Source organism: Bacteroides sp. A1C1, assembly GCF_004328515.1.
GTDB lineage: Bacteria > Bacteroidota > Bacteroidia > Bacteroidales > Bacteroidaceae > Bacteroides > Bacteroides uniformis.
The window spans coordinates 3,571,252-3,593,130 of sequence record NZ_CP036491.1 but is presented as its reverse complement, the minus strand read 5'-3'; the positions used below and the strand labels follow the sequence as shown (position 1 = coordinate 3,593,130).

The window sequence follows — 21,879 nt, the reverse complement described above, 5'->3', positions numbered from 1 at the left end:
TTCCAGATGCAAATATAGGCAGGAAAGAAATACACTCTGACGCAATTAAACTAAAATGATAGATGATTTGTCGGCAAACGTTTGCATGAAAACCAACTTCCCTTGAACAATATCCTGCCTACAAACAAAATAGAAGGAGAAGTATCGCTACGAAAACTTCGCCCTCCATATTTTTACAACTTTAATCGTGCACTGGAATTATCCCAAAGGATTTTCACCTTGGTCCCCGTCATTGCCTCCCGAAGGATTGGAGTTATCCCCTCCACCATTGCTACTTCCATCCGTATAGTCCGTATCGGGAACCACCATCTTGGTGACGCTCATATTGCCCAACATTTGACTAAAAGCTTTCCCCGGAAAAAACAGAATACGTTTACGGACAATGTTACTGGCCGAAACGCCAGCCTCCGTATCAGCACTCTTCCCTACAAAAGAAGGGCGGAACAATCCGAAATCACCTAAACGAACAGTCTTTCCATCGTCTATTTCTTCCGACATGATGTCCACCAGTCCTGTAGCCACTAAGTCCACCGTCTTTCTGTGAATACCAAGAATACGGCTCACTTTGGCACACAACTTATCAAAATCCAATTCACCCGCTCCTACGGATTTAGCTACATACTTTACATTTTTGTCCTTGTCAAAACCAAAGATTCTCTTTGCCACTACATACTGAAGTCCCATAATTTTTAATGTTTTAGAAAGTTAATATAATAATGTAATAAATAGGCCGAAGCCTTTTCCTCTCTTTCAAGAAGTGGAGATCCATCGTGAGGCCTCAACGATAAACTTTCATTCTCTTGAATTCGATGTTGCAAAGTTAGGGTGTGAATGACGGGAATACAAGGAAATGACATCTACAACCAATTTCGTTAAAACTCTAAAAAACAACAAATTAAGAACAGCCCTTCTCTACAAGTGAAGAAAGAAAGGCAGGAAGAGAATGAGAAGGAATGGATACAATCTCTACAGCCAATGAAAATAAATCGCTGATTATCAAGACAAGGTTCTAGAGAGGTCTCTACAATATGGCATTTGAACGGTTAAGACCTCAATTTCAAGAGTGGCTCAAGTTTCACAAGTTATTACCGTATCCAAAAATACAGACAAACCAGTCATCCTTCCAAAGCCCCTTCTACTCGTTTACTAAAATCTCCCGGACATTTTACTAAATCTCCGGCAACGATTTACTAAATCTTCCTCCAAGATTTAGTAAATCGCTTCTGCCCCATCACGAACTATCCGGAACCAAGATTGGCAATCACTCATATCAAATATCAAAATTATATACATCCCACCAATAACTACTTCCCCCAGTACAGAATCGCTTTATGAAATTTCGGGCTATGATTTACTGAAATTCCTTTGTCTTCACTACCTTTGCAGCCAAAACCAACCCCAGAAAACCTATGACTAGATTACTGATAGCTATATTCCTTGGCGGCGGTACCGGCAGCGTACTGCGCTACTGCGTGCAGATGATGCTCCACGAGCGCATAGTCCCCTACTCTTTCCCATGGGCTACATTCACAGTCAATATCCTCGGAAGTTTCCTCATCGGGCTATTCTATACCTTATCCGCCCGTTTCAACCTTTCTACTGAGGTACGGCTGTTGCTGACTACCGGTCTGTGCGGAGGATTCACCACCTTCTCCACTTTCAGCAATGACGGACTGATTCTGATAAAGCAAGAATTCTACGGAATGTTTGCCTTATATACCTTATTAAGTATCACATTAGGAGTCCTGGCAGCCTTCGCCGGCGGCGCCTTCGGACGCTGTATATAACCCAAACACCCCTATGAAACCCAGCAAGCCTTTTGTCATGCCTCCCGTACGCATCATCCCTCCTACCTTAGAGGGACAAAGTGAAAGTTCCAAATCATTGGAAGAATGGCTGAATACGGAAGAAACTGTCAGAGACCTTCACTTCGGTAAACGGACAGAGGAACACATGGAGTATTCCTACAAAAGCATCACCAACTGTACTTTCAGTCATATCCAATTCAGCGCCTGCAAACTGAAATCCTGCCATTTCACTGATGTACGTTTTGAACATTGCGACCTTTCCAACATCTCATTTGCCGAAAGTTCTCTGTTCAGAGTGGAATTCATATCCTGCAAACTGGTGGGAACCAATCTGCCGGAAACAATATTGAACCATCTGACAATGAAGGACTGCAATGCCAGATACCTCAATCTTTCCATGAGTAAAATCAATCAAGCCCGCTTCACCTCTTGTGACTTGCGCAACAGCGACGTCAACGACTGCAAACTTGCCTCCATCGCCTTTGAAAACTGTGAGCTGGTAGAATCCGAGTTTTCACACACCCCTCTAAGAGGAATCGACTTGAGCGACTCGCACATAGGAGGTATACGCCTCAACCTGCCCGACATACGGGGAGCCATCGTCAATACTTCCCAAGCCATGGAGTTGACTGCTCTTTTAGGCATTACAATAAAGGATTAAAAACGAAAAACAATTCCTTGTTTTCATTTGTTAGTAAGATAGTTTATAATTAAAATTGACTGAATATGAAAATAGAGAAGATTATCGGACGTGAAATCCTCGATTCAAGAGGTAACCCAACTGTAGAAGTAGACGTAACCTTGGAATCCGGCTTCATAGGCCGTGCATCTGTCCCGTCAGGAGCATCCACGGGAGAACACGAAGCATTGGAACTGCGTGACGGTGACAAAAAACGTTACGGAGGCAAAGGTGTCCTGAAAGCCGTGGACAATATCAATAATATCATTGCTCCCAAGCTCATCGGTATGTCCGCCCTCGACCAGATGGGTATCGACCATGCCATGCTTGCACTGGACGGAACCAAAACGAAAGCCAATCTGGGTGCCAATGCCATCCTCGGCGTATCTCTTGCTGTAGCCAAGGCTGCCGCCGCTTACCTTGACATCCCACTCTACCGATATATCGGTGGTACAAATACCTATGTGATGCCTGTACCGATGATGAACATCATCAACGGCGGTTCGCATAGTGACGCTCCCATTGCTTTCCAGGAATTCATGATACGCCCCGTAGGTGCCACTTCCTTCCGCGAAGGTTTGCGTATGGGTGCCGAAGTGTTCCACGCACTGAAGAAAGTCCTGAAAGACCGTGGCCTCAGCACAGCAGTAGGCGATGAAGGAGGTTTTGCTCCTAATCTGGAGGGTACAGAAGATGCCTTGAACTCCATCATTGCCGCCATCAAGGCTGCCGGATACGAACCGGGCAAAGATGTAATGATTGCCATGGACTGCGCTTCTTCCGAGTTCTACCATGATGGCATCTACGATTATACCAAATTCGAAGGTGAAAAAGGCAAGAAACGTACTGCCGACGAACAGATTGACTATCTGGAAGAGTTAATCAACAAGTATCCCATCGACTCTATCGAAGACGGCATGAGCGAGAACGACTGGGACGGCTGGAAAAAACTGACCGACCGTATCGGCAACCGTTGCCAGTTGGTAGGAGACGATTTGTTCGTCACCAATGTGGACTTCCTTGCAATGGGCATCGAAAAAGGCTGTGCCAACTCCATATTGATTAAAGTAAACCAGATAGGTTCGCTGACCGAAACACTGAATGCCATCGAAATGGCACACCGCCACGGATATACTACCGTAACTTCCCATCGTTCCGGTGAAACGGAAGATGCGACTATCGCAGACATAGCCGTAGCTACCAACAGCGGACAAATCAAGACCGGTTCGCTGAGCCGCTCAGACCGTATGGCAAAGTACAACCAACTGCTTCGCATCGAAGAAGAACTGGGAAGCAATGCGGTGTATGGATATAAGAAAGTTATAAGTAATAAGTGATGAGTTATTTGCCGGAAGGCGGGGCTTATAAAGAAGAAAGCAGAAGGGGCGAACCGTCACGGTCCGCCCCTTCTCTTTTTAACCTTAAATCAACAATCAATCTACTACCTTAAAGAAAACTTCTTCTCCACTTTGGCTATCCGGTGCCACCCAAAGAGCAAAGTCTCCGGCTTCCACCGTCTTCACCATATCTATATTCCAGAAAGCAAGTTCACTTATCGGAAGTTCAAACGATACATTTTTCTTCTCACCCGGCTTCAATGTGACGCGAGCAAAGCGTTTCAGCTCTTTCACCGGACGGGTCACCGAAGCAAACTTGTCCTGCACGTAAAGCTGGGCTACCTCGGTACCTTCATACTTTCCGGTATTCTCAAGATCGAAAGTCACAGTCAGCACATCTTCCTTCTTCAGATTGGCAGACGAGAGTTTCACATTATCATATTTGAACGTCGTATACGACAGACCGTAGCCAAACGGATACAGCGGATCGAAACCTGCATCCATATAGAAAGAAGTACATCCCAACGAAGTCTGCCCCGCTTCCAACGGAATGTCATTCAGCAAAACCTCATTCCGCGTAGCCGGACGTCCGGAACTGTTATGAGCATAATAAACCGGTATCTGTCCTACCATCTTCGGGAAAGTCACCGGAGTCTTGCCACTTGGCACAGCCTTACCCCACAGCAAGTCGACCAATGCCGGTCCTCCCATGGTTCCGGGATGGAACGAATAAAGTACAGCTGACGAGAGTTCGACTTCCTTTCCTATGGTCAACGGACGCCCTGCCATTACGACAGTAACCACCGGTTTTCCTGTTTTCGCCAAAGCGGCAATCAGTTCGCTTTGCGCACCTTGCAGGTTCAGGTCGGCCAGGCAATGCGCCTCTCCTGAAAGAATAGCCTCTTCGCCTACAAACGCCAAAATAACATCAGCACGTGCAGCGGCAGCAGCGGCTTTGGCAACACCTGCCATATTCTTGTCACGGCTATAAGTCAGACCCGGCTCGTATATCACCTGCACTTTGTCCCCCACCAGTTCCTTGATAGCCTTCAACGGTGTCACGGTTTTTGTCTTGTCACCATCAAATACCCAGGTACCCAATTGGTCATAAGGTGCATTTGCCATCGGACCTACCACAGCAACCGCCTTTACCGAAGATTGCAAAGGCAATGTCTCCTTTTCGTTCTTCAACAAGATGGCCGATTCCACAGCAGCTTGCTTGGCAGCCTCCAGATGAGAAGGAGCATAAAGTTCCTCTATCCGTTTCTCATCCACATAAGGATTATCAAACAGTCCCAACCGGAATTTGATACGCAGAATATTCCGCACGGCATCGTCTATAGCAGACTTCTTGACCTTACCTTCTTTTATCAATTCCGGCAATTCCTTGACAAACGTATAGCTGACCATCTCCATATCCACACCAGCATTCACCGCCTTCATTGCTGCCTCTTTAGAATCGGCAGCAAAGCCATGTGCCATCATTTCGGCTACCGAAGCCCAGTCTGACACTACTATTCCATCAAATCCCCATTCACCACGAAGCACATCTTTCAAAATAAAAGTGTTTCCGGTAGACGGTGCTCCGTCATTGTCATTAAACGAAGTCATGAAAGTGGCTGCTCCTGCCTTGGCCACAGCTTCAAAAGGAGGAAGGTATACATCCCTCAAACGACGCTCCGGAATGAAAGTGGAATTATAATCACGCCCGCCCTCGGCAGCACCATAACCTACAAAATGTTTAGGACATGCGGCTATGGAAGTCGGACTGTTCAGCGAATCTCCTTGGAAACCTTCGACCATAGCAACACCCATCACTGAAGTCAAATAAGTATCTTCGCCACATCCTTCGGCCATACGCCCCCAACGGGGATCGCGAGCCACATCTATCATCGGCGCAAATGTCCAGCGGATACCCACGGCAGAAGCCTCCACAGCCGCTACCCGTGCACCATCCTTAGCCACCTGCGGGTTGAAAGATGCCGCTTGTCCCAAAGGAATAGGGAATATGGTCTTGAAACCGTGGATCACATCACGCGCCATCAGCAAGGGGATGCCCAAGCGGGACTCCTCCATTGCCACACGCTGCAAGGCATTGACACGCACCGGATCTACTTCATTCAGGATAGACCCGACTTCACCTTTCTTTATCAATCCGCTCATATCCTCTATGTTACCATAAGAAGAAATCTGGTTCATCTGCCCAATTTTTTCTTCCAATGTCATACGGGACAACAGCGCTTCTATTTTCTGCTCGATGACTGCGTCATTTTTTGTATCCTGCACTTGAGTACAAGATATAAAAGGAAGCAGCAACAAACAAGCAGAGAGCATTTTCATTGTTTTCATCTTTAATCTATTACTTGAAATGGAATATTTGCTGTTGAGACAAAGCCCGTATTATCAAGTACATATACGTACAAACGATATTCTCCGGGAACTTTAATTGTAGTCTCATACACATTTTTATCTGACATAGCCACCTCACCGACTCTTTCCGGACGCGGTTCATAAGAACCTCCAAAGCCCAGCACTGTAGCTTCTTTAAGCACTTCCCAAACATAAGTCAGAGAATCATTTTCCTTGTCTATGGCCGCAACCTCTGCTTTCAATGAAGCACCTGCCTTGATGCGGACATTATCAATAGCACTCTTCCCATTGACAGTCATCATACCCAGAATTACCGGAGCCGTTTCATCCAGTTCCTTACCAGTCCACACTCTTTGCATAGCCTCTACCATAGGAGTCTTTTCTCCTTTCAGAGGCAGCATATCCACCGTGTCTTCTACAAACATACTGAACCAGGTAGGCGTACGTTCTTCTTTTTGTCCCCACAAGAATACAAAAGAGCCCAAGCAACGGGGATTGGCAGAAATATATTGCGTATAACGCTCTTCGTACACCTGCCGTTTTTCTTCACTGGTCTGCTCTATGGGTGCTTTCCACTCGGTAGAAGCTGTTTCCCACCAACCGGTCGGTCCCCACTCGGTAATCATAAATGCACCCTTGTAGTCCGACTTGTCAACAACCATCTGCACCTCTCCCATCGGACCATATACATTGATGCCCACATAATCGAGAGATGGAGCATACTTTGCCACAGAATCCAATGCCGACGGATTGTAGGAAATCACTGTCGAAACCAGATGACGCTTGTCTATCGACTTAATCAGCTGTGCCAGTTCTTCCACAAAATTCCATGCAGCAGCTATATTGGCATTTCCCAACTCAATTTCATTGCCAATACCCCAAGCCAGCAAACTCGTATCATTCTTGAACGTTTCTGCCAACAAGCGGACTTCTTCGCGCATCTTGTTCTTATATTCATCATCGTAATAGCGTATGGAGTCTTTGGTCATGCCTATTCCCTGCATTACGTACATGTTGTGCTCCGAAGCCAATGCCAGGTTTTTCTTTATCTCCTCCACATTACCTCCCCAGGTTCTGAAGGCATTGGCACCACTCTGGGCGGCAATGTCCAACCGATATGTGCCGCCTACGCCTTTAATATAGGTTTCTTTTCCGTCGATATAGAGCGCATAACTATCACCCATTCCTATTATCTTAATGCCGTTCTCTACAGAAGGAGAGCAAGCAAAAAAGAAAAGAGAGAACAAACAACAAACCTTATTAAATATTTTTTCCATTCTCCTAAATTTTAATGACTACTTTTTCTGAAACACACGTATATAATCTATAACACATGTAACAGGTAGTGCAGACTCATCAACTCCCTGCATACCACCCCAGCTACCTCCCCAGGCAAGGTTAAAAATAATATAATATGGTTTATCATATGGCCAATTGACCACCCCTTTATTATCATTATCATAAGTGAGTTGAACTTTACCATCCACATAAGTGGTAATATTTTGTGCAGTCCATTCTATGGCGTAAGTATGGAATTCTCCTTCAGCTTTCTCAATCGTCATAGCATGAGTCACTTGTGTGCCGTTAGTATGATTATGTCCTTCAGCATGAAGACTGGAAGACACTTCATTAGGTACCACACCTACTTCTTCCATAATATCTATTTCGCCACATTTTGGCCATCCCTCCTTATTCCAATCTACATTACAAGGCATCATCCAAAATGCCGGCCAAGTCCCCTTACCCTTAGGCAACATCATGCGAGCTTCAATGTATCCATACTGCCAGCCCTCCGATTCATGGGCATAGACACGACCGGAATATATCTTTCCATCATCTCCTTTAAAACAATGAATACGCAACTTCCCATCTGACAATTCTGTCACCCGCTTGCCATTGACTACTCCATCCACATAATTTTGGAGTTCATTGTTTACCCAACCTGCATTCTGCACTTCATGTCTCCAATGAGTGGCATTGAGCTCTGTACCTTCAGTAAACTCATCATGCCAAACTAATTCATATCCTTCACGTTCTGGTATGGCAGTAATTCCAGCACCCTCTTGAATGACAAAAAACATTCGTTTTTGTCCCTCTCCTGTCACCGCTATTGTAGCCGTACGGCTTGTCAAACTAGTATTGGCGGTATAAGCAACAATCACGCGTGCTTTATCGCGACTCACAGTCACCCAATCCGCATCAGATTGGACAGTCCAATCATCACTTTCATACACCGTCACCTCAGCATTACCTGCTCCTGAAGTACAAAGTACCTCTTGTACAGAAAATCTGATTCCACCTTTCTGCTTTACCTGCACATATTCACTTTGGGTGCCGGAAGTCACAGTTATCCTTCCATAACGCTCGGCATCCTTGTTCTCCTTTACGGTTACTTTAATTACTCCTTCCTTGCTTTCCCCATTTTCCAGAGTAAGGCTTATCCATCCATCTGTAGAATGAGCAGTCCATCCCTCGCTTGTCGTTGTTACCTTTATCTCATAAGTGTCTTCTAAAGCCATAGCATCCAAGACTGACGGTAATACAGACAGCTTCACTTCATTCGGAGTTTCGGGTATATCCGGTGTTCCAGAAGGTATTGAACCTTCATCTCCACCACCACAGGCCAGTAACAAGCCAGCCATACATAAAAGAGAAAATAGAGACATATTTTTCATTATATGTATTTTAGACAAAAGCCACTTCTCTCCGGTAAGTTCATGCCAGAAAGAAGTAGCTTTCGTATACAGTTAATTACTTCTTAATTATAGTGATATTAGCAATTACGAAATCAACACCAGCTTCACAACCACCAAAATCATAAATCAATTTTACAGGAGACGCAGCACCTTTAGCAAACTTACAATCTGCAAACTTAATAACCTGCAATTTTCCAGCCTTCAATTGAACATCATTCTTATAAAAGGCCTGATTATCATCGTCATCTATTTGACAAAGTTTCACTGTCACACGGCTATCTGCAGTTGCCATTACCACACAAGAGAAATCAAACACATCATCAGCTGAAAAACCAAGTGATGTTGTATTAAACACATTCTGTGCCTGCCACTCTGCAGCAGTAGCAGAGTTAGACGTAATAGTATATATACGACCATTAGCCTCGAATCCAGGATCACCAATCTGAGCCCAGCCTGCATCTGCCCACCAGAAAGACATTTCAAAAGCTTGAGTATCGTCTATGGCTTTCCAAATATTATCAGCTGAATTATAATCCAACGGAATGACATTTGCATCATTATGCTCTGTTATAAAAAAGTTCTTAACAGTAAATACTGTACCTTCTGGTGCACCCGCAAAGTCAAAAGCCACTTTGAGATTTCCATCAAATCCGACACAGCCAGTTAAGGCTATTACATTATTTCCCTTATGTAACGGGAATATATTTTCGGTAAAGAACGTACCATCATCACCTTCTTTCTGTGGCTTGACCGTCGCACCAACGCCATCCACACTCGAATTAATCACAACAGAGAAGTCGTAAGTCTTACCTGCCGACAGTACGATACCCGTATTTTCAACCTGCATCTGCGCCTGCCATCTCTCAGAACCACAGCCATTCATTGTAAAAGTAATGCCCGTTGCCACATCTCCTTCATTGTCCGGATCTGCTATCTGAGTCCAACTGCCATCTGCAAACCAAAAACGAAGCGTTGCTGACGTACCCTCAAAGAGATTTGTTCCTGCCGTAAAACCAAGCCATTCAGTCGGATCATCTGTAGGAGCATTAGGATCTACCCAATTTTCAGTTACTTCGATATTATGAGAAAGTACCTTTTGATCGCAAGCAGAAAATGCATACAAATAAACCGGATAACTACCTTTCTTCTTAAATTGGCAAGTGATGGAAGCGCCAACGGCAAACTCTTCCAATTTCTTACCATCAGTACTGATAAAATAACGAATATCATCCAAGTCTTGTGAAGAGTTAGTAATAGTATAAGTATTATCCGCTCCTTCACTAACTGTCAGCGACAAAGCATCTTGAGAAACGACAGAGCCTCCCAAACTATGGTCATCACTGTCCATTGGGGCACAAGACGATATCCCCATAATAGCCATGCTCAATGCAAAAAAGCCATATAATAGATTCTTTTTCATAATGATTCCTTTATTGATAGATGATTAATAACCTTCATTCTGTTTCAATTCAAATTCAGTTCCCTTAGTAGCATCAATATCACCTTGCGGAATAGCCACGTATTTATTGTGAGATTTCCAAGTACGCGCACTATTTATTCCCGGTACATTGTCTACGTTCAACACCTCTGTGATACCCCAACGAACTACATCATAATAACGGTGTCCTTCACCAACAAATTCATAATGATTCTCATTGATAATATTCTGTTTGTTCACTGCAACACGGTGGTTAGTATCACCAAACGCGCGGTCACGAACCATATCTAAGCATTGCTGTGCAGAAATACCTTTCTGTTCAGCCACACCTTCCACTCCTACAAGTTCAGCATATGCCAATAAAGTCTCGGCATAACGGAAAATACGCAAATTATTACAATAATTTAAAGCTATAGTACCCGTCGGTTTATGATAACCCTTGCGAGCCGCATATTTTGCCAACCAGAATCCCGTATCCTGAAAACGAATAACATAAGAACCACCTGACGCAATTTCCACTTTGTCACCCACATTACCACCAGTACCTTTACCACGATAATCACGGATAGAGGCCTCGCGACGAGTATCACCAGCAGCAAACATTTCATAGGTTTCTTCACGCACCGGTCCAAATCCCCATCCATCTTCGTAAGTATTAGTAGGATCACTCAAAGTACTTGGTGAAATGTAAGCCGGAAGATTGGTACCACCAGTAGCCCACTGATTTCCCCAGTCCTTACCTTCACCAATGTGATTGGCTTCAAAAATAGATTCTTTGTTGAATTCGCCTTCATCTACCCAAATATCAGCATACTTAGAAGTCAATTCAAACTCACCACTGGCAATAATCTCAGCCAATCCACTGGCTGCTTCCGCATATTTAGCATTATCTTTCTGATACATGACAACACGAGCTTTCAACATCAAGGCAGCAGCAAGACTAGCACGTCCGCTATTCGCTCCACCATTTGTAGAATACTTCACTCCAGCTTCTTTAAAGCTAGCGATAGAAGCGTCCACATCCTTGATAATTTGAGCATATACCTCATCCGGACTCAGTTGCGGACCAACATAGGGAGGTTCATACAATGTTTCCTGGAAAGGCACAGAACCAAAACTTCTCCACAACATATAGAGATAATAGGCACGCAGGAAAAATCCTTCACCACGGTACTGTGAAATAAGTTTCAACTCTGCAGGGTTGTTTGTCGTAGCAGTCTCACAAAGTCCCAAAGCACTATTTACTCGAGTAATGCCAGAAGTATAAATATTCCAAGTACCATGCAATGTGCTATTACCCGTAGTAGTAAACATCGACACATTCAAGTTCATACCTGACATACCATCTTGAGCATCACCACCACCTTTCCAAAGATCATCGCTTTGAATGTCACCAATATAAACAGATGATTCATAAGAACCGCCTGCGTATGAATCCAACAAGAGGATTTGATAAGCTGCTGCTAGACCAGAGTTAATATTCATCGGGTCACCCGCTGCTCCAGCAGCCCCCTTTGACGCCGGATCAGGATTTAAGAAACTATCGCCGCAAGAGGTCAAGGTCATGCCTGATGCCAAAACTGCCGCTACTATATAGAATTTAAACTTGTTCATAATCTGATTAATTTTAATGTTTAGAATGTGATGTTAGCTCCTACTGTGATTGTACGAGATTGTGGATAGATACCCTTGTCTACACCCAACGTGGTATAACCACCAGATGCCAGTTCAGGATCAAATCCTTCATAACCGGTAATGGTAATCAAGTTCTCAGCTCCCACATAAAGACGCAAGCGCTGAATAGAAGCTTTGCGAGTAAGAGTTGCAGGAAGCGTATAACCAATCTGAGCATTCTTCAAACGGAGATAAGAACCGTCGTGAATATAAAGGTCAGAAGAAGTCCAGTTTCCATTAGGATTGGCAGAAGTCATCCGAGGAATACGATTCGAAGTACCCTCCCCATGCCAACGGTCCATAATCCAAGAAGGACGGTTCATAGCTGGAACATCACCACGTTGCGCAAAATCAAATACATCATTACCCAAAGTCCCTTGGAAAGAAAGACTCAAATCGAAGCCTTTCCACTCTGCACCAAGCGAGAAACCGAAGGTCCAATCAGGCATACCTTTACCAATTTTAGTACGGTCTTGGTCATTGATAACACCATCACTAGTAACATCCACGAAACGAACATCACCTGGTTGTGCATTAGGTTGCAAGAGCTCGCCATCTTTATTCACATAACTGTTCACTTCATCCCAATTCTGGAAAATACCATCTGTCTTACGACCGTAAAAATAAGGCCATACCTCTCCGTTCTTGGCATGTACATAATCACCTACACCAGAAGCACCTGCACTCTCGTAATTCTGTTCACCAGAAGCATTACCCAAATCCAACAGTTTGTTTTTCGAATAAGACCAGTTAGTATTAACCCAATAAGAGAAATCTTTGATATTATCCTTCCAGCCGAGTTCCATTTCAATACCCCAGTTCTCCATAGAGCCTAAATTACCCCAAGGTTTGCTTTGACCAATATAAGTAGGAACCGGCATTTCTGCTAACATATCCGTTGTCTTTTTATAGTAATAGTCAAATCCAAAACTCAAACGCTGATTGAGGAAACGCATGTCTATACCAAAGTCTGTTTGTGTGGAGGTTTCCCATTTGATATCAGGATTAGCAGCAGCAGCCGGAGAAGTACCATATATCATCGCGCCACCATTTTCACCAGGTTTCGTAAAATCATTCATATTAGGTTTATAACTTCCACCAAAATAATAGTTTTGGCCACCACTCATCAAGGCACGATAACGGAAATCACCGATAGACTCATTACCATTCTGCCCCCATGAAAAACGGAATTTCAAAACATCAAACCACTCAGGTTTCATTTTTGCCAAATAAGGTTCATTCCAAACATTCCAACCTAATGAGAAGGACGGAAATACACCCCACTTATTGTTGGCACCGAAATGTGAAGAACCATCACGACGAACTGTCACCTGTAACATATAACGTTCAGCAAAGTTATAATCTATACGTCCGAAATAAGAGGCAATAGAAGTATGAGTTGCATCACCTATTCCACCCCATAAAATAGATTCTGTTTCAGCAGCTGTAGCAGATCCGATATTAGCATGAATAGGATTCAAATCAAACAAATCAAAATCTTTACCACCAATATTACGTGAACGATAGCGAGCAGCAGATTGTCCCAATACAACAGAAACATTATGCTTTTCAGCGAAAGTCTGATTATAAGAGAAATAATTTTCTGTCTGCCAACGCATACCACGGTTCATCTCACTTTGAACCCAGCTAGCGTCTGTATGGGTCATTGTACCCAGATAATCGGGATAGCCATAACCATCATACCCCCAGAAAGCCAAATCCACACCATAACTAGAACGGAATTTTAAGCCGGGGAGAATATTCAGCTCAGCATAAAATGTACCCACTATTTTATCTGAATTATTACGTCCCAATGTCGGTCTATTTAATTGTGCAACCGGATTGGTCAATTCTTGGAAACCTGAAGGTGGCAAAGAAAGCACTTTACCATCTTTCACAATAGCATTGGGATAGCTAGCAAGGATTGACTCTCCTTCTTCCTCAGAAGCATAAACCGGAACTAATGGAGAAAATGCAATAGCACTACCTAAAATAGAACCATACTCAGAGTTAGCTTCAACACTGGTTGAATGGTCACGAGTATAACCAAGGTTTACACCTACCGTAACTGCATTCAGATATTTACGATCTTCAACCTCGAATACTTTATAAGTAGAGTTACTACGAACAGACAAACGTTCATAATTGGAACGTCCATAATTACCGCCAACAATACCTTCTTGATTGAAATAACCCAAAGAAAGAAAATACGTCATTTTGTCATTACCACCATTAATACTCAGCTGGTGTTGTTGAACTGGAGCATCGTAGTTGAAAACTTCATCCTGCCAATCTGTATCTACCATATTATTAGCAATATCCGCTGCTGAATAACGAGGAGCATTACCATCATTTATCTGCATTTCATTCATGATAGTCATATATTCATGAGCGTTCAACACGGCTTTCTTTTTCCAAGGATTCTGCCAGCCATAACTGAAGTCATAGCTCACGGTAGTCTTTCCCTTACTACCAGACTTTGTGGTCACCAGAACCACACCGTTAGCGGCACGGGCACCATAGATAGCTGCAGAAGCAGCATCTTTCAAAATTTCAATGGATGCAATATCAGTAGGATTCAAATAATTAATTCCACCACCGACAGGCATGCCATCCACAATATATAACGGATCAGAATTATTAACCGTACCAATACCACGAATACGCACCTTAGAATCAGAATTAGGCTGACCGGATGATTGTGTGATCTGCACACCAGAAACTTTACCTTTTAAAGCATCTTCCACACGCGAAGGCTTCGTCAAATTCAATTCATCAGCTCCAACCTTGCTGATAGCAGCCGTCACAACAGATTTCTTCTGTACGCCGTAGCCCACAACAACCACTTCATCTAGTGTCTCAGTGTCTTCCTGAAGAATAATTTTTAAAGACCTCTGGCCTTTTACCGCTACTTCTTGCGATTTAAAACCAATATAAGTAACAGAAAGTGTTGCGTCGGCAGGAACCGACAATGTAAAATTACCGTCCAAATCAGTAATTCCACCATTGGTAGTACCTTTAACTACCACATTTACTCCAGGCAACGGTTCATTATCCGAACCGCTTACCACTGTACCTTTTACCTGTATATCTTGGGCATATACAGAAGCCAAGGTAAAGCTTAACAGAAATAAAACTGATAATAACTTTTTCATAAGTTTTACTAAATTAAGATTAACGTTTCTCGGTTTTGTTCTCAATCGAACGATGCAAACATACAGAATAAGGTAATAAAACAAATAAGAAACAATCATTCTTAAATACGTCAAATACAAAACTCAAATACGTTATCAATACGTCATTAACAAATAACTTATTAATAATCAATAGTTAATATATACTTTTAAGTATTACGTCACAACATGTTATAGAACACAAAAGGGAGGAATATTAAATTCCTCCCTTCCATGCACTTCCTTCTTTTAAAGGAAGTTAATATCTAAAGACTACAGTTTATTGCTTAAATAATCCGTCAAACTATCCTCTCTCTCTAAAGCGAACTTCTTACGAAGACGATAACGGATTGTTTCAACTCCACGAACCGAAATGTTCAATAGAGGAGCTATTTCTTTCGTGGAAAGATTCATCTTTAGATAAGCGCACATCATGCGTTCGTTGTGGGAAAGTTCCGGATGCTTGGCATGAAGACGTTTCATAAAATTGTTATGTATCAAGTCAAACTGGTCTTCAATACGCTTCAAGACCTCATCACTCTGTATATTACCGTCTATTTTATTATTGATAAGTATAAGTTGCTGTTTCCCTTCACGAGCCCCCTCACCCTTCAGCAAGGCGGATACTTTAAGTATCTCCGACTTGATTTCAGTCAGCATTTCATTCTTACGGACAAAGTTTATCATCAGATTGGCCATTTCCTGGCTCTTATGTTGCAAATCGTATTCCAATTTTTCTTTCTCCAGCTGCATAATCTGCTTTTCCTGACGAGCCTTCTCCTCTTCGTACTCCCTTTCCATATCGTGCAACTCCTTGTCCTTCTCGACCACCGCCTGCTGTTTCTTCCGCTTCACACGGACATCATCCCAGCGATAGACATACCATAAGGCAAGCAAAGCCAAGATGATATAACAAACGTATGCAACAGCACTGCGATACCACGGTGGAAGTATACGGAAGGCGATTGTATCCGATGATGTCGTACCGTCAGGAAAGACCGCTTTAACTTCAAACGTATATTCCCCTTCCGACAAGCTGCTATACTCCTTGGTGCGTACCGTTGTGAAATCGGACCAGCCTCCCTTATTCAAACGATATTGAAAACGGATATCATCCCCTACCGAAAAAAAAGAAAGGGCATAGTCAAAACGAACGGAATTCATGGAATAAGCTATCACCGGAACCGGCTTCTCTCCTAAAAAGTTTGCGGTATATACCAATGAATCCTTGGGATAAGACAGATACATGTTCCTTATATATAAGGAGTGGCTACGATCTTGACGCTCTCTTACGGCCGGGATACTGAATAAAGCGAAACCTCCTTCATTAGGAACCACCATCAGCGAATCTGAAAGAGGAATAATCGTTTCAAAACCGGGTACCAGTTCAATCAGCGATTGCTGGATGGGATTAATGCTTGTATTCGCCCCCCGCTTATAGGTACCCAGATTGGCAATACAGATTTCGTGAGGGCTCAAACTAATCAACTTATCGTGATACTCCAAGATACGCGAATAGGCCGCGGTGCCATTCAAAAGGTTGTTCATATCCGGACAAGGCTCCATGACATCTTTATGAGGATTATGCTTATAGATTCCCCGGGGAGTGGCAAAATACACCCGGTCTTCTATCTTCGCTATATACATATCACGCCCTACCGGGAAACCATCCTTCGCGCTATATTCCTTTATACGGACAGCTTTTGTCAAATCATTATCCAAATCCACACGGGTAACATGATCTGTATTGTACACCCAAATCACCTTATCGCTTTCCTGCTCAAAAAGACGGCAAGAATCGTTCATACCCTCAATCTTGCCAACCACCTGCCATTCTCCATTCTTTTTCCCAACCAAATAAATACCGTTATATACCCCAACATACATAAGGTCCGTACGTCCTGCCACAAGTTGGCAACACCAGGCGCCGGCAATATCCGTCACGCGTTTTACGGAAGTGCCATTGATAAGGAAAATACCACGGTCGTGCAGACAGAAGAGTTCATCACCTATACGGCAAAGGTTCCAGACCTGTCCGCTGGATTGGGGCATCGGACGGATATCCGGCAAATCGCCATTCATCTGTACCGGATAAGAGGTGTAATACAAACCACGATTGGTACCTAAATAAAGATAGCCGCCTTCTACGGCCGCCGTATATCCCGTGCCGTAGGAATAGGGATAGGAATAGAGATTCGTAAAAGGAGAACTCAGACAGACGTAGTCAATGCCGCTATCCAGACCGGCCCAGAGGTTTCCGGTCGTATCGAAGGAGACAGAAAGCACCGTATTGTTACGCAAGCCGTTGTTCTCATTGAAATATTTCAGTTGCATGGTGCTGCAATCCACCAGTACCAATCCTTTATGAATGGTTCCCAAGGCAATCTTATCATCCTTTTTGGCCACGCAAAAGACTTCATTCTCACGCATAAACTCTTCGGCACCGGTGATGAACGGTTCCATCGTACGCCCGTCACAATAGTAAAGTCCGTTGTATGCAGTCACCACCAGAACACCTTTCTTATAAGGTATAATGCCACGAATACGTTTGGAAGCTAACGCATCGGCACCCTGAAGAGGGAAAAAAGTGTTTCCAACCAAAAGCCATACACCTCTGTCCGTACCGATGTAAAGAATACCATTGACCATATTGGAACAATCTATCTTGGCATTCATTTCAATGGCGGTATATTTTCCGTTCAGGTACTTCACCACACACCCGTCCCCTTGGAAATACAAAATATTGTCAGTCTCATGGATGCCCCACACGTTTCCAAGAAAACGAACGGAACTCTCCAAAGTATCGGACATGCAATGATAGGCCAAAGAACCGTCCGCATCCGGTTCATAATAGCCGAACTCATTGATGCCCCCCACATAAATTCTTTTTTGGGTAGCAGAAGCCAGAACGGAACGCACATCGGAAGCATTGTTCAATGGAAATACATTCCAGACATTGCCATCAAATTGCACCATACCGTTCTTGTTGGCGAAATATACCCACTTGTCATCATAGGGTGCTATCTGCCAAGTCTGGGTCCCCTTGCCATAAACACTTTTATCAAAATTGACGATAAAGCTATTCCAGCCGGCAATTGCTTCGACCAAAGGGAGAAAAAGAAAAAGGCAGAAAAAAAAGTAGAATGACAATATGTGTTTGTTCATGTGTATAATGACTATATAGTTAGTTGCACAAAAATAATGCTTATTTTCAAGGTAGCGCACAATAGCCTATCAGTTTTTTCGTCCCCGATTATTATTTTCTTCTCGAATGGCAATCTTTTGCATTACTATACTTTAGATTCCGGTATACTAAGAAGTATTCGTCCGACAGTTGTTGAATTATCGTCCGACAGCTGTCGGACGATAATTCAACAGCCGTCGGACGATAAGGTTACATATGTCGGACGAATACTTTTTAGTAAAAGGAATATTTGTCCATCGTAATGCCGGAAAGAATCCGTACCTCCCCTCCAAAGTGTCTGTATAAGGAGCCGTGAAGAGGGATAGAATAGAGAATCTAAAAAAATAAATAAAAAAATCGCCGCAAACTATTGCAGATTTCAAAATAATGCCTACCTTTGCAACCACAAAACGAAAACGGGTAAGTCCTATACGGCCAGCTCCCTTCGAATCCTCCAGGGCTTGATCGCAGCAAAGGTAGTTGGTTGTAGCGGCGCGATATAGCAAGCTTACCCACCCGCCTCTTTAGCTCAGTTGGCCAGAGCACGTGATTTGTAATCTCGGGGTCGTTGGTTCGAATCCGACAAGAGGCTCGAAAGAAAAGCAGATGATACGAAAGTGTTACCTGCTTTTTTCTTTTTGCCCCGCAAAGAATCCTCTAATTTATTTAAAATCTACACATCGGCTTGCCCTTGAATCCAACTATATTTGTACCTTTGCACATTATTTCTAAGAAAGATGGCAGAAAATAGAGGTTACATGCAACGATACGCAATGCTGTTCGGTACCTATATGGGAGGTTTCTGGATATTGAAGTTCATACTCTTTCCTGTGGGGCTGTCGGTTCCTTTTTTACTTTTCCTTTTCATGGGACTCACGCTATGCGTACCTTTTATGGGATATTATTATGCACGGATGTATCGTAATCAGGTATGCGGAGGCGGCATCAGCTTCCTGCATGCATGGATATTCACCGTTTTCATGTATATGTTTGCCGCGCTGCTTGCCGCCGTGGCACACTACATCTACTTCAGGTTCATAGACCACGGATATGTGATAAACACGTGCGAAACGATGGTAGACACGCTTGCCCAAAGCAACATGCCGGGAATGGATTCGTACATCGCCACCTATCAGGAAGCTTTGGAGACAGCCCGACTACTCAGCCCTATCGACATTACGCTACAGATGATATCGTCCAATGTATTTTGGGGTTCGATACTGGCTTTCCCCACCGCCTTGTTCGTGATGAGACGCAAGAAAGACGACGCTCCGGCAGAGTGACGGAACAGCAAAAAGAATTGTTATTTCAATTGTAAAATAGAAAAATCATACATCAATGGATATTTCAGTTGTCGTACCACTATATAATGAAGAAGAATCACTCCCCGAATTGTTCGCATGGATTGAGCGGGTGATGAATGCCAACGGCTTTTCATACGAAGTGATTTTCGTTAACGACGGAAGTACCGACCGTTCGTGGCAGGTTATCGAGCAATTGCAGGCACAAGCTCCGGACAAGGTACGGGGCATTAAGTTCCGCCGCAACTACGGGAAGTCGCCGGCATTGTTCTGTGGTTTCGAACAAGCACAAGGCGACGTCGTGATAACCATGGACGCCGACCTGCAGGACAGTCCCGACGAAATACCCGAACTCTACCGCATGATTACCCAGGAGGGCTACGACCTCGTATCGGGCTGGAAGCAGAAACGTTACGACCCGTTGTCGAAGACCCTCCCCACCAAATTGTTCAATGCCACCGCCCGCAAAGTATCGGGCATCAAAAACCTGCACGACTTTAATTGCGGACTGAAGGCATATCGCAAAGAGGTGGTCAAGAATATAGAAGTATACGGCGAAATGCACCGCTACATCCCTTACCTGGCCAAGAACGCCGGCTTCAAGAAAATCGGCGAGAAAGTGGTGCACCATCAGGCACGCAAATACGGAAAGACCAAGTTCGGGCTGAACCGTTTTGTAAACGGGTATCTGGATTTGCTTTCCCTTTGGTTCCTTTCCCGGTTCGGCATCAAGCCCATGCACTTTTTCGGATTGCTGGGTTCGCTGATGTTCATCTTCGGCTTCATAGCCGTGGTCATAGTGGGTGTCAGCAAGTTGTACTACATGCACCATGGCATGCCCTACCGCCTTGTGACGGACTCTCCCTACTTCTACCTCTCGTTGACCTCCATGATTATCGGCACACAACTATTCGTGGCAGGATTCCTCGGAGAGCTGATTTCACGTAATGCCCCGGAACGAAACAAATATCAAATAGAGAAAACCATTTAACGATGAAAAAATTAGTCAGACTTGTCATACTCGGAGCTATCCTTTGCCCGATAATAAGCATAGCTATCTCCTGCTCGGAGGAGGCAGATTGCTCCATGACGGCACGCCCCATGGTGAATTGCATTCTTTATAGAGTAGACCCCGAAACCCAATACGTGGAGAACGACACGCTCGACTCGCTCACCGTCACAGCATACGGCACCGACTCCATCATCATCAACAACCAGAAGAAGGTACACGACATCTCCCTGCCACTGCGCTATACGGAGGATTCCACCAAGCTGATATTCAAGTATAGCCGGACCAAGAGTGACACGATGGTGATACGCCACACCAACACCCCCTATTTCCTATCGATGGATTGCGGCTATCAGATGAAGCAGGCCATCACAGACGTAACGTGCACCCGCATCTCTCTGGACTCGATATACATCAAAGACAATGAAGCAGGCATCTATGGAAAGGAAAATCTTAAGTTATTCTATTAGTCTGGCACTCTGCCTGCTGATGTTCCTCCCCCTACGGGCGCAGAACGGGAATCCTACCGTCCCCCCCCAGGGAGCACCTCCCAAGAAGGAGAAGAAGGACGCGAAAGAAGAAGTGCACTATCCGTTATACAACGGCATGTCCGTCGGCTTGGACTTGTGGGGAATCGGAAGTTCCGTATTTGGAGGAGATTTCCTGAGTTCCGAAGTGGCCGTGGACGTAAACCTCAAGAACCGCTTCTTCCCTATTGCCGAACTGGGATATGGCTCCACGGACACCTGGAGTGACAAAGGCATACACTACAAAAGCAATGCCCCCTACTTCCGCATAGGAATGGACTATAACACGCTATACAAGAAGCAGCACGGACACATGCTACTCGTAGGCTTGCGTTACGGTGTTAGTAGCTTCAAGTATGATGTAGACGCCTTGGGACTGGACGACCCGATATATGGTGGCATCGTAGGCAATCCGAATCTGGACGACGAGATATGGGGAGGCAGCCTGCCCTATAACCATAAAGGAATGAAAGGCTCCATGCAATGGGCGGAATTTTGTGTCGGTATCCGGGCGCACGTCTGGAAGGCATTGTACATGGGCTGGTCACTACGCTTCAAGTTCAAATTGTCTGCCTCGGCCGATGAATACGGTGACCCGTGGTATGTGCCCGGTTTCGGGAAATATGGCTCCAACACGATGGGAGTAACCTATACGATAACTTATAAACTACCTCTTTAAGCAA

The 21,879-nt window shown here is 44.2% G+C and carries 15 protein-coding genes and 1 tRNA gene; 8 read left to right on the top strand and 8 right to left on the bottom strand.

Annotated elements, in window-relative coordinates; genetic code table 11:
• Positions 1 to 198: 198 nt before the first annotated feature.
• Positions 199 to 684, bottom strand: coding sequence for a DsbA family protein (locus EYA81_RS14775; RefSeq protein ID WP_022402053.1), 486 nt, complete (start codon positions 682 to 684; stop codon positions 199 to 201).
• Positions 685 to 1,409: 725 nt separating this feature from the next.
• On the opposite strand from EYA81_RS14775, the gene crcB reads away from it, so the two are divergent.
• The 3 genes from crcB (at position 1,410) to eno (ending at position 3,824) form a co-directional block, all read left to right on the top strand.
• Complete coding sequence (gene crcB, locus EYA81_RS14770; RefSeq protein ID WP_005826820.1) at positions 1,410 to 1,787, top strand: fluoride efflux transporter CrcB; 378 nt, start codon at positions 1,410 to 1,412, stop codon at positions 1,785 to 1,787.
• Positions 1,788 to 1,800: 13 nt separating this feature from the next.
• Positions 1,801 to 2,469 carry a pentapeptide repeat-containing protein gene (locus tag EYA81_RS14765; protein WP_016273353.1) on the top strand — a complete coding sequence of 223 codons (669 nt, stop codon included), beginning with the start codon at positions 1,801 to 1,803 and terminating at the stop codon, positions 2,467 to 2,469.
• Positions 2,470 to 2,534: 65 nt separating this feature from the next.
• Positions 2,535 to 3,824, top strand: coding sequence for a phosphopyruvate hydratase (gene eno, locus EYA81_RS14760; protein WP_022402052.1), 1,290 nt, complete (start codon positions 2,535 to 2,537; stop codon positions 3,822 to 3,824).
• A 96-nt stretch (positions 3,825 to 3,920) separates the two neighbouring features.
• Here the strand turns inward: eno and bglX are convergent, their stop codons facing one another.
• The 7 genes from bglX to EYA81_RS14725 all read right to left on the bottom strand — a co-directional run bounded on the left by bglX (position 3,921) and on the right by EYA81_RS14725 (position 18,340).
• Positions 3,921 to 6,173, bottom strand: a complete 2,253-nt coding sequence (gene bglX / locus EYA81_RS14755; RefSeq protein ID WP_057097658.1) for a beta-glucosidase BglX — start codon at positions 6,171 to 6,173, stop codon at positions 3,921 to 3,923.
• A 2-nt stretch (positions 6,174 to 6,175) separates the two neighbouring features.
• On the bottom strand, positions 6,176 to 7,471 hold the full coding sequence (locus tag EYA81_RS14750; protein ID WP_118264258.1) for a glycoside hydrolase family 2 TIM barrel-domain containing protein: 1,296 nt from the start codon (positions 7,469 to 7,471) through the stop codon (positions 6,176 to 6,178).
• An 18-nt stretch (positions 7,472 to 7,489) separates the two neighbouring features.
• On the bottom strand, positions 7,490 to 8,869 hold the full coding sequence (locus tag EYA81_RS14745; RefSeq protein WP_117688802.1) for a family 16 glycosylhydrolase: 1,380 nt from the start codon (positions 8,867 to 8,869) through the stop codon (positions 7,490 to 7,492).
• Positions 8,870 to 8,945: 76 nt separating this feature from the next.
• Positions 8,946 to 10,310 (bottom strand): hypothetical protein, encoded by a 1,365-nt coding sequence (locus EYA81_RS14740; protein ID WP_022402047.1) that lies wholly within the window; start codon positions 10,308 to 10,310, stop codon positions 8,946 to 8,948.
• A 24-nt stretch (positions 10,311 to 10,334) separates the two neighbouring features.
• On the bottom strand, positions 10,335 to 11,942 hold the full coding sequence (locus EYA81_RS14735; protein WP_117713576.1) for a RagB/SusD family nutrient uptake outer membrane protein: 1,608 nt from the start codon (positions 11,940 to 11,942) through the stop codon (positions 10,335 to 10,337).
• 20 nt (positions 11,943 to 11,962) lie between these two features.
• Entirely contained in the window at positions 11,963 to 15,157 is a 3,195-nt protein-coding gene (locus EYA81_RS14730; RefSeq protein WP_117713575.1) for a TonB-dependent receptor, read from the bottom strand.
• 291 nt (positions 15,158 to 15,448) lie between these two features.
• Complete coding sequence (locus EYA81_RS14725; RefSeq protein ID WP_119962059.1) at positions 15,449 to 18,340, bottom strand: triple tyrosine motif-containing protein; 2,892 nt, start codon at positions 18,338 to 18,340, stop codon at positions 15,449 to 15,451.
• Between the two features lie 537 nt (positions 18,341 to 18,877).
• On the opposite strand from EYA81_RS14725, the gene EYA81_RS14715 reads away from it, so the two are divergent.
• From EYA81_RS14715 to EYA81_RS14695, 5 genes are all read left to right on the top strand, one after another.
• Positions 18,878 to 18,951, top strand: a tRNA-Thr gene (locus EYA81_RS14715).
• 145 nt (positions 18,952 to 19,096) lie between these two features.
• On the top strand, positions 19,097 to 19,642 hold the full coding sequence (locus EYA81_RS14710; RefSeq protein WP_025831900.1) for a DUF4199 domain-containing protein: 546 nt from the start codon (positions 19,097 to 19,099) through the stop codon (positions 19,640 to 19,642).
• A 55-nt stretch (positions 19,643 to 19,697) separates the two neighbouring features.
• Entirely contained in the window at positions 19,698 to 20,651 is a 954-nt protein-coding gene (locus tag EYA81_RS14705) for a glycosyltransferase family 2 protein (RefSeq protein ID WP_016273343.1), read from the top strand.
• A 2-nt stretch (positions 20,652 to 20,653) separates the two neighbouring features.
• Complete coding sequence (locus tag EYA81_RS14700) at positions 20,654 to 21,139, top strand: DUF6452 family protein (protein ID WP_005835917.1); 486 nt, start codon at positions 20,654 to 20,656, stop codon at positions 21,137 to 21,139.
• Positions 21,108 to 21,875 (top strand): DUF6048 family protein, encoded by a 768-nt coding sequence (locus tag EYA81_RS14695; protein ID WP_008663768.1) that lies wholly within the window; start codon positions 21,108 to 21,110, stop codon positions 21,873 to 21,875. Before EYA81_RS14700 ends, EYA81_RS14695 begins: the two co-directional genes overlap by 32 nt.
• The last annotated feature ends 4 nt before the right edge of the window (positions 21,876 to 21,879 follow it).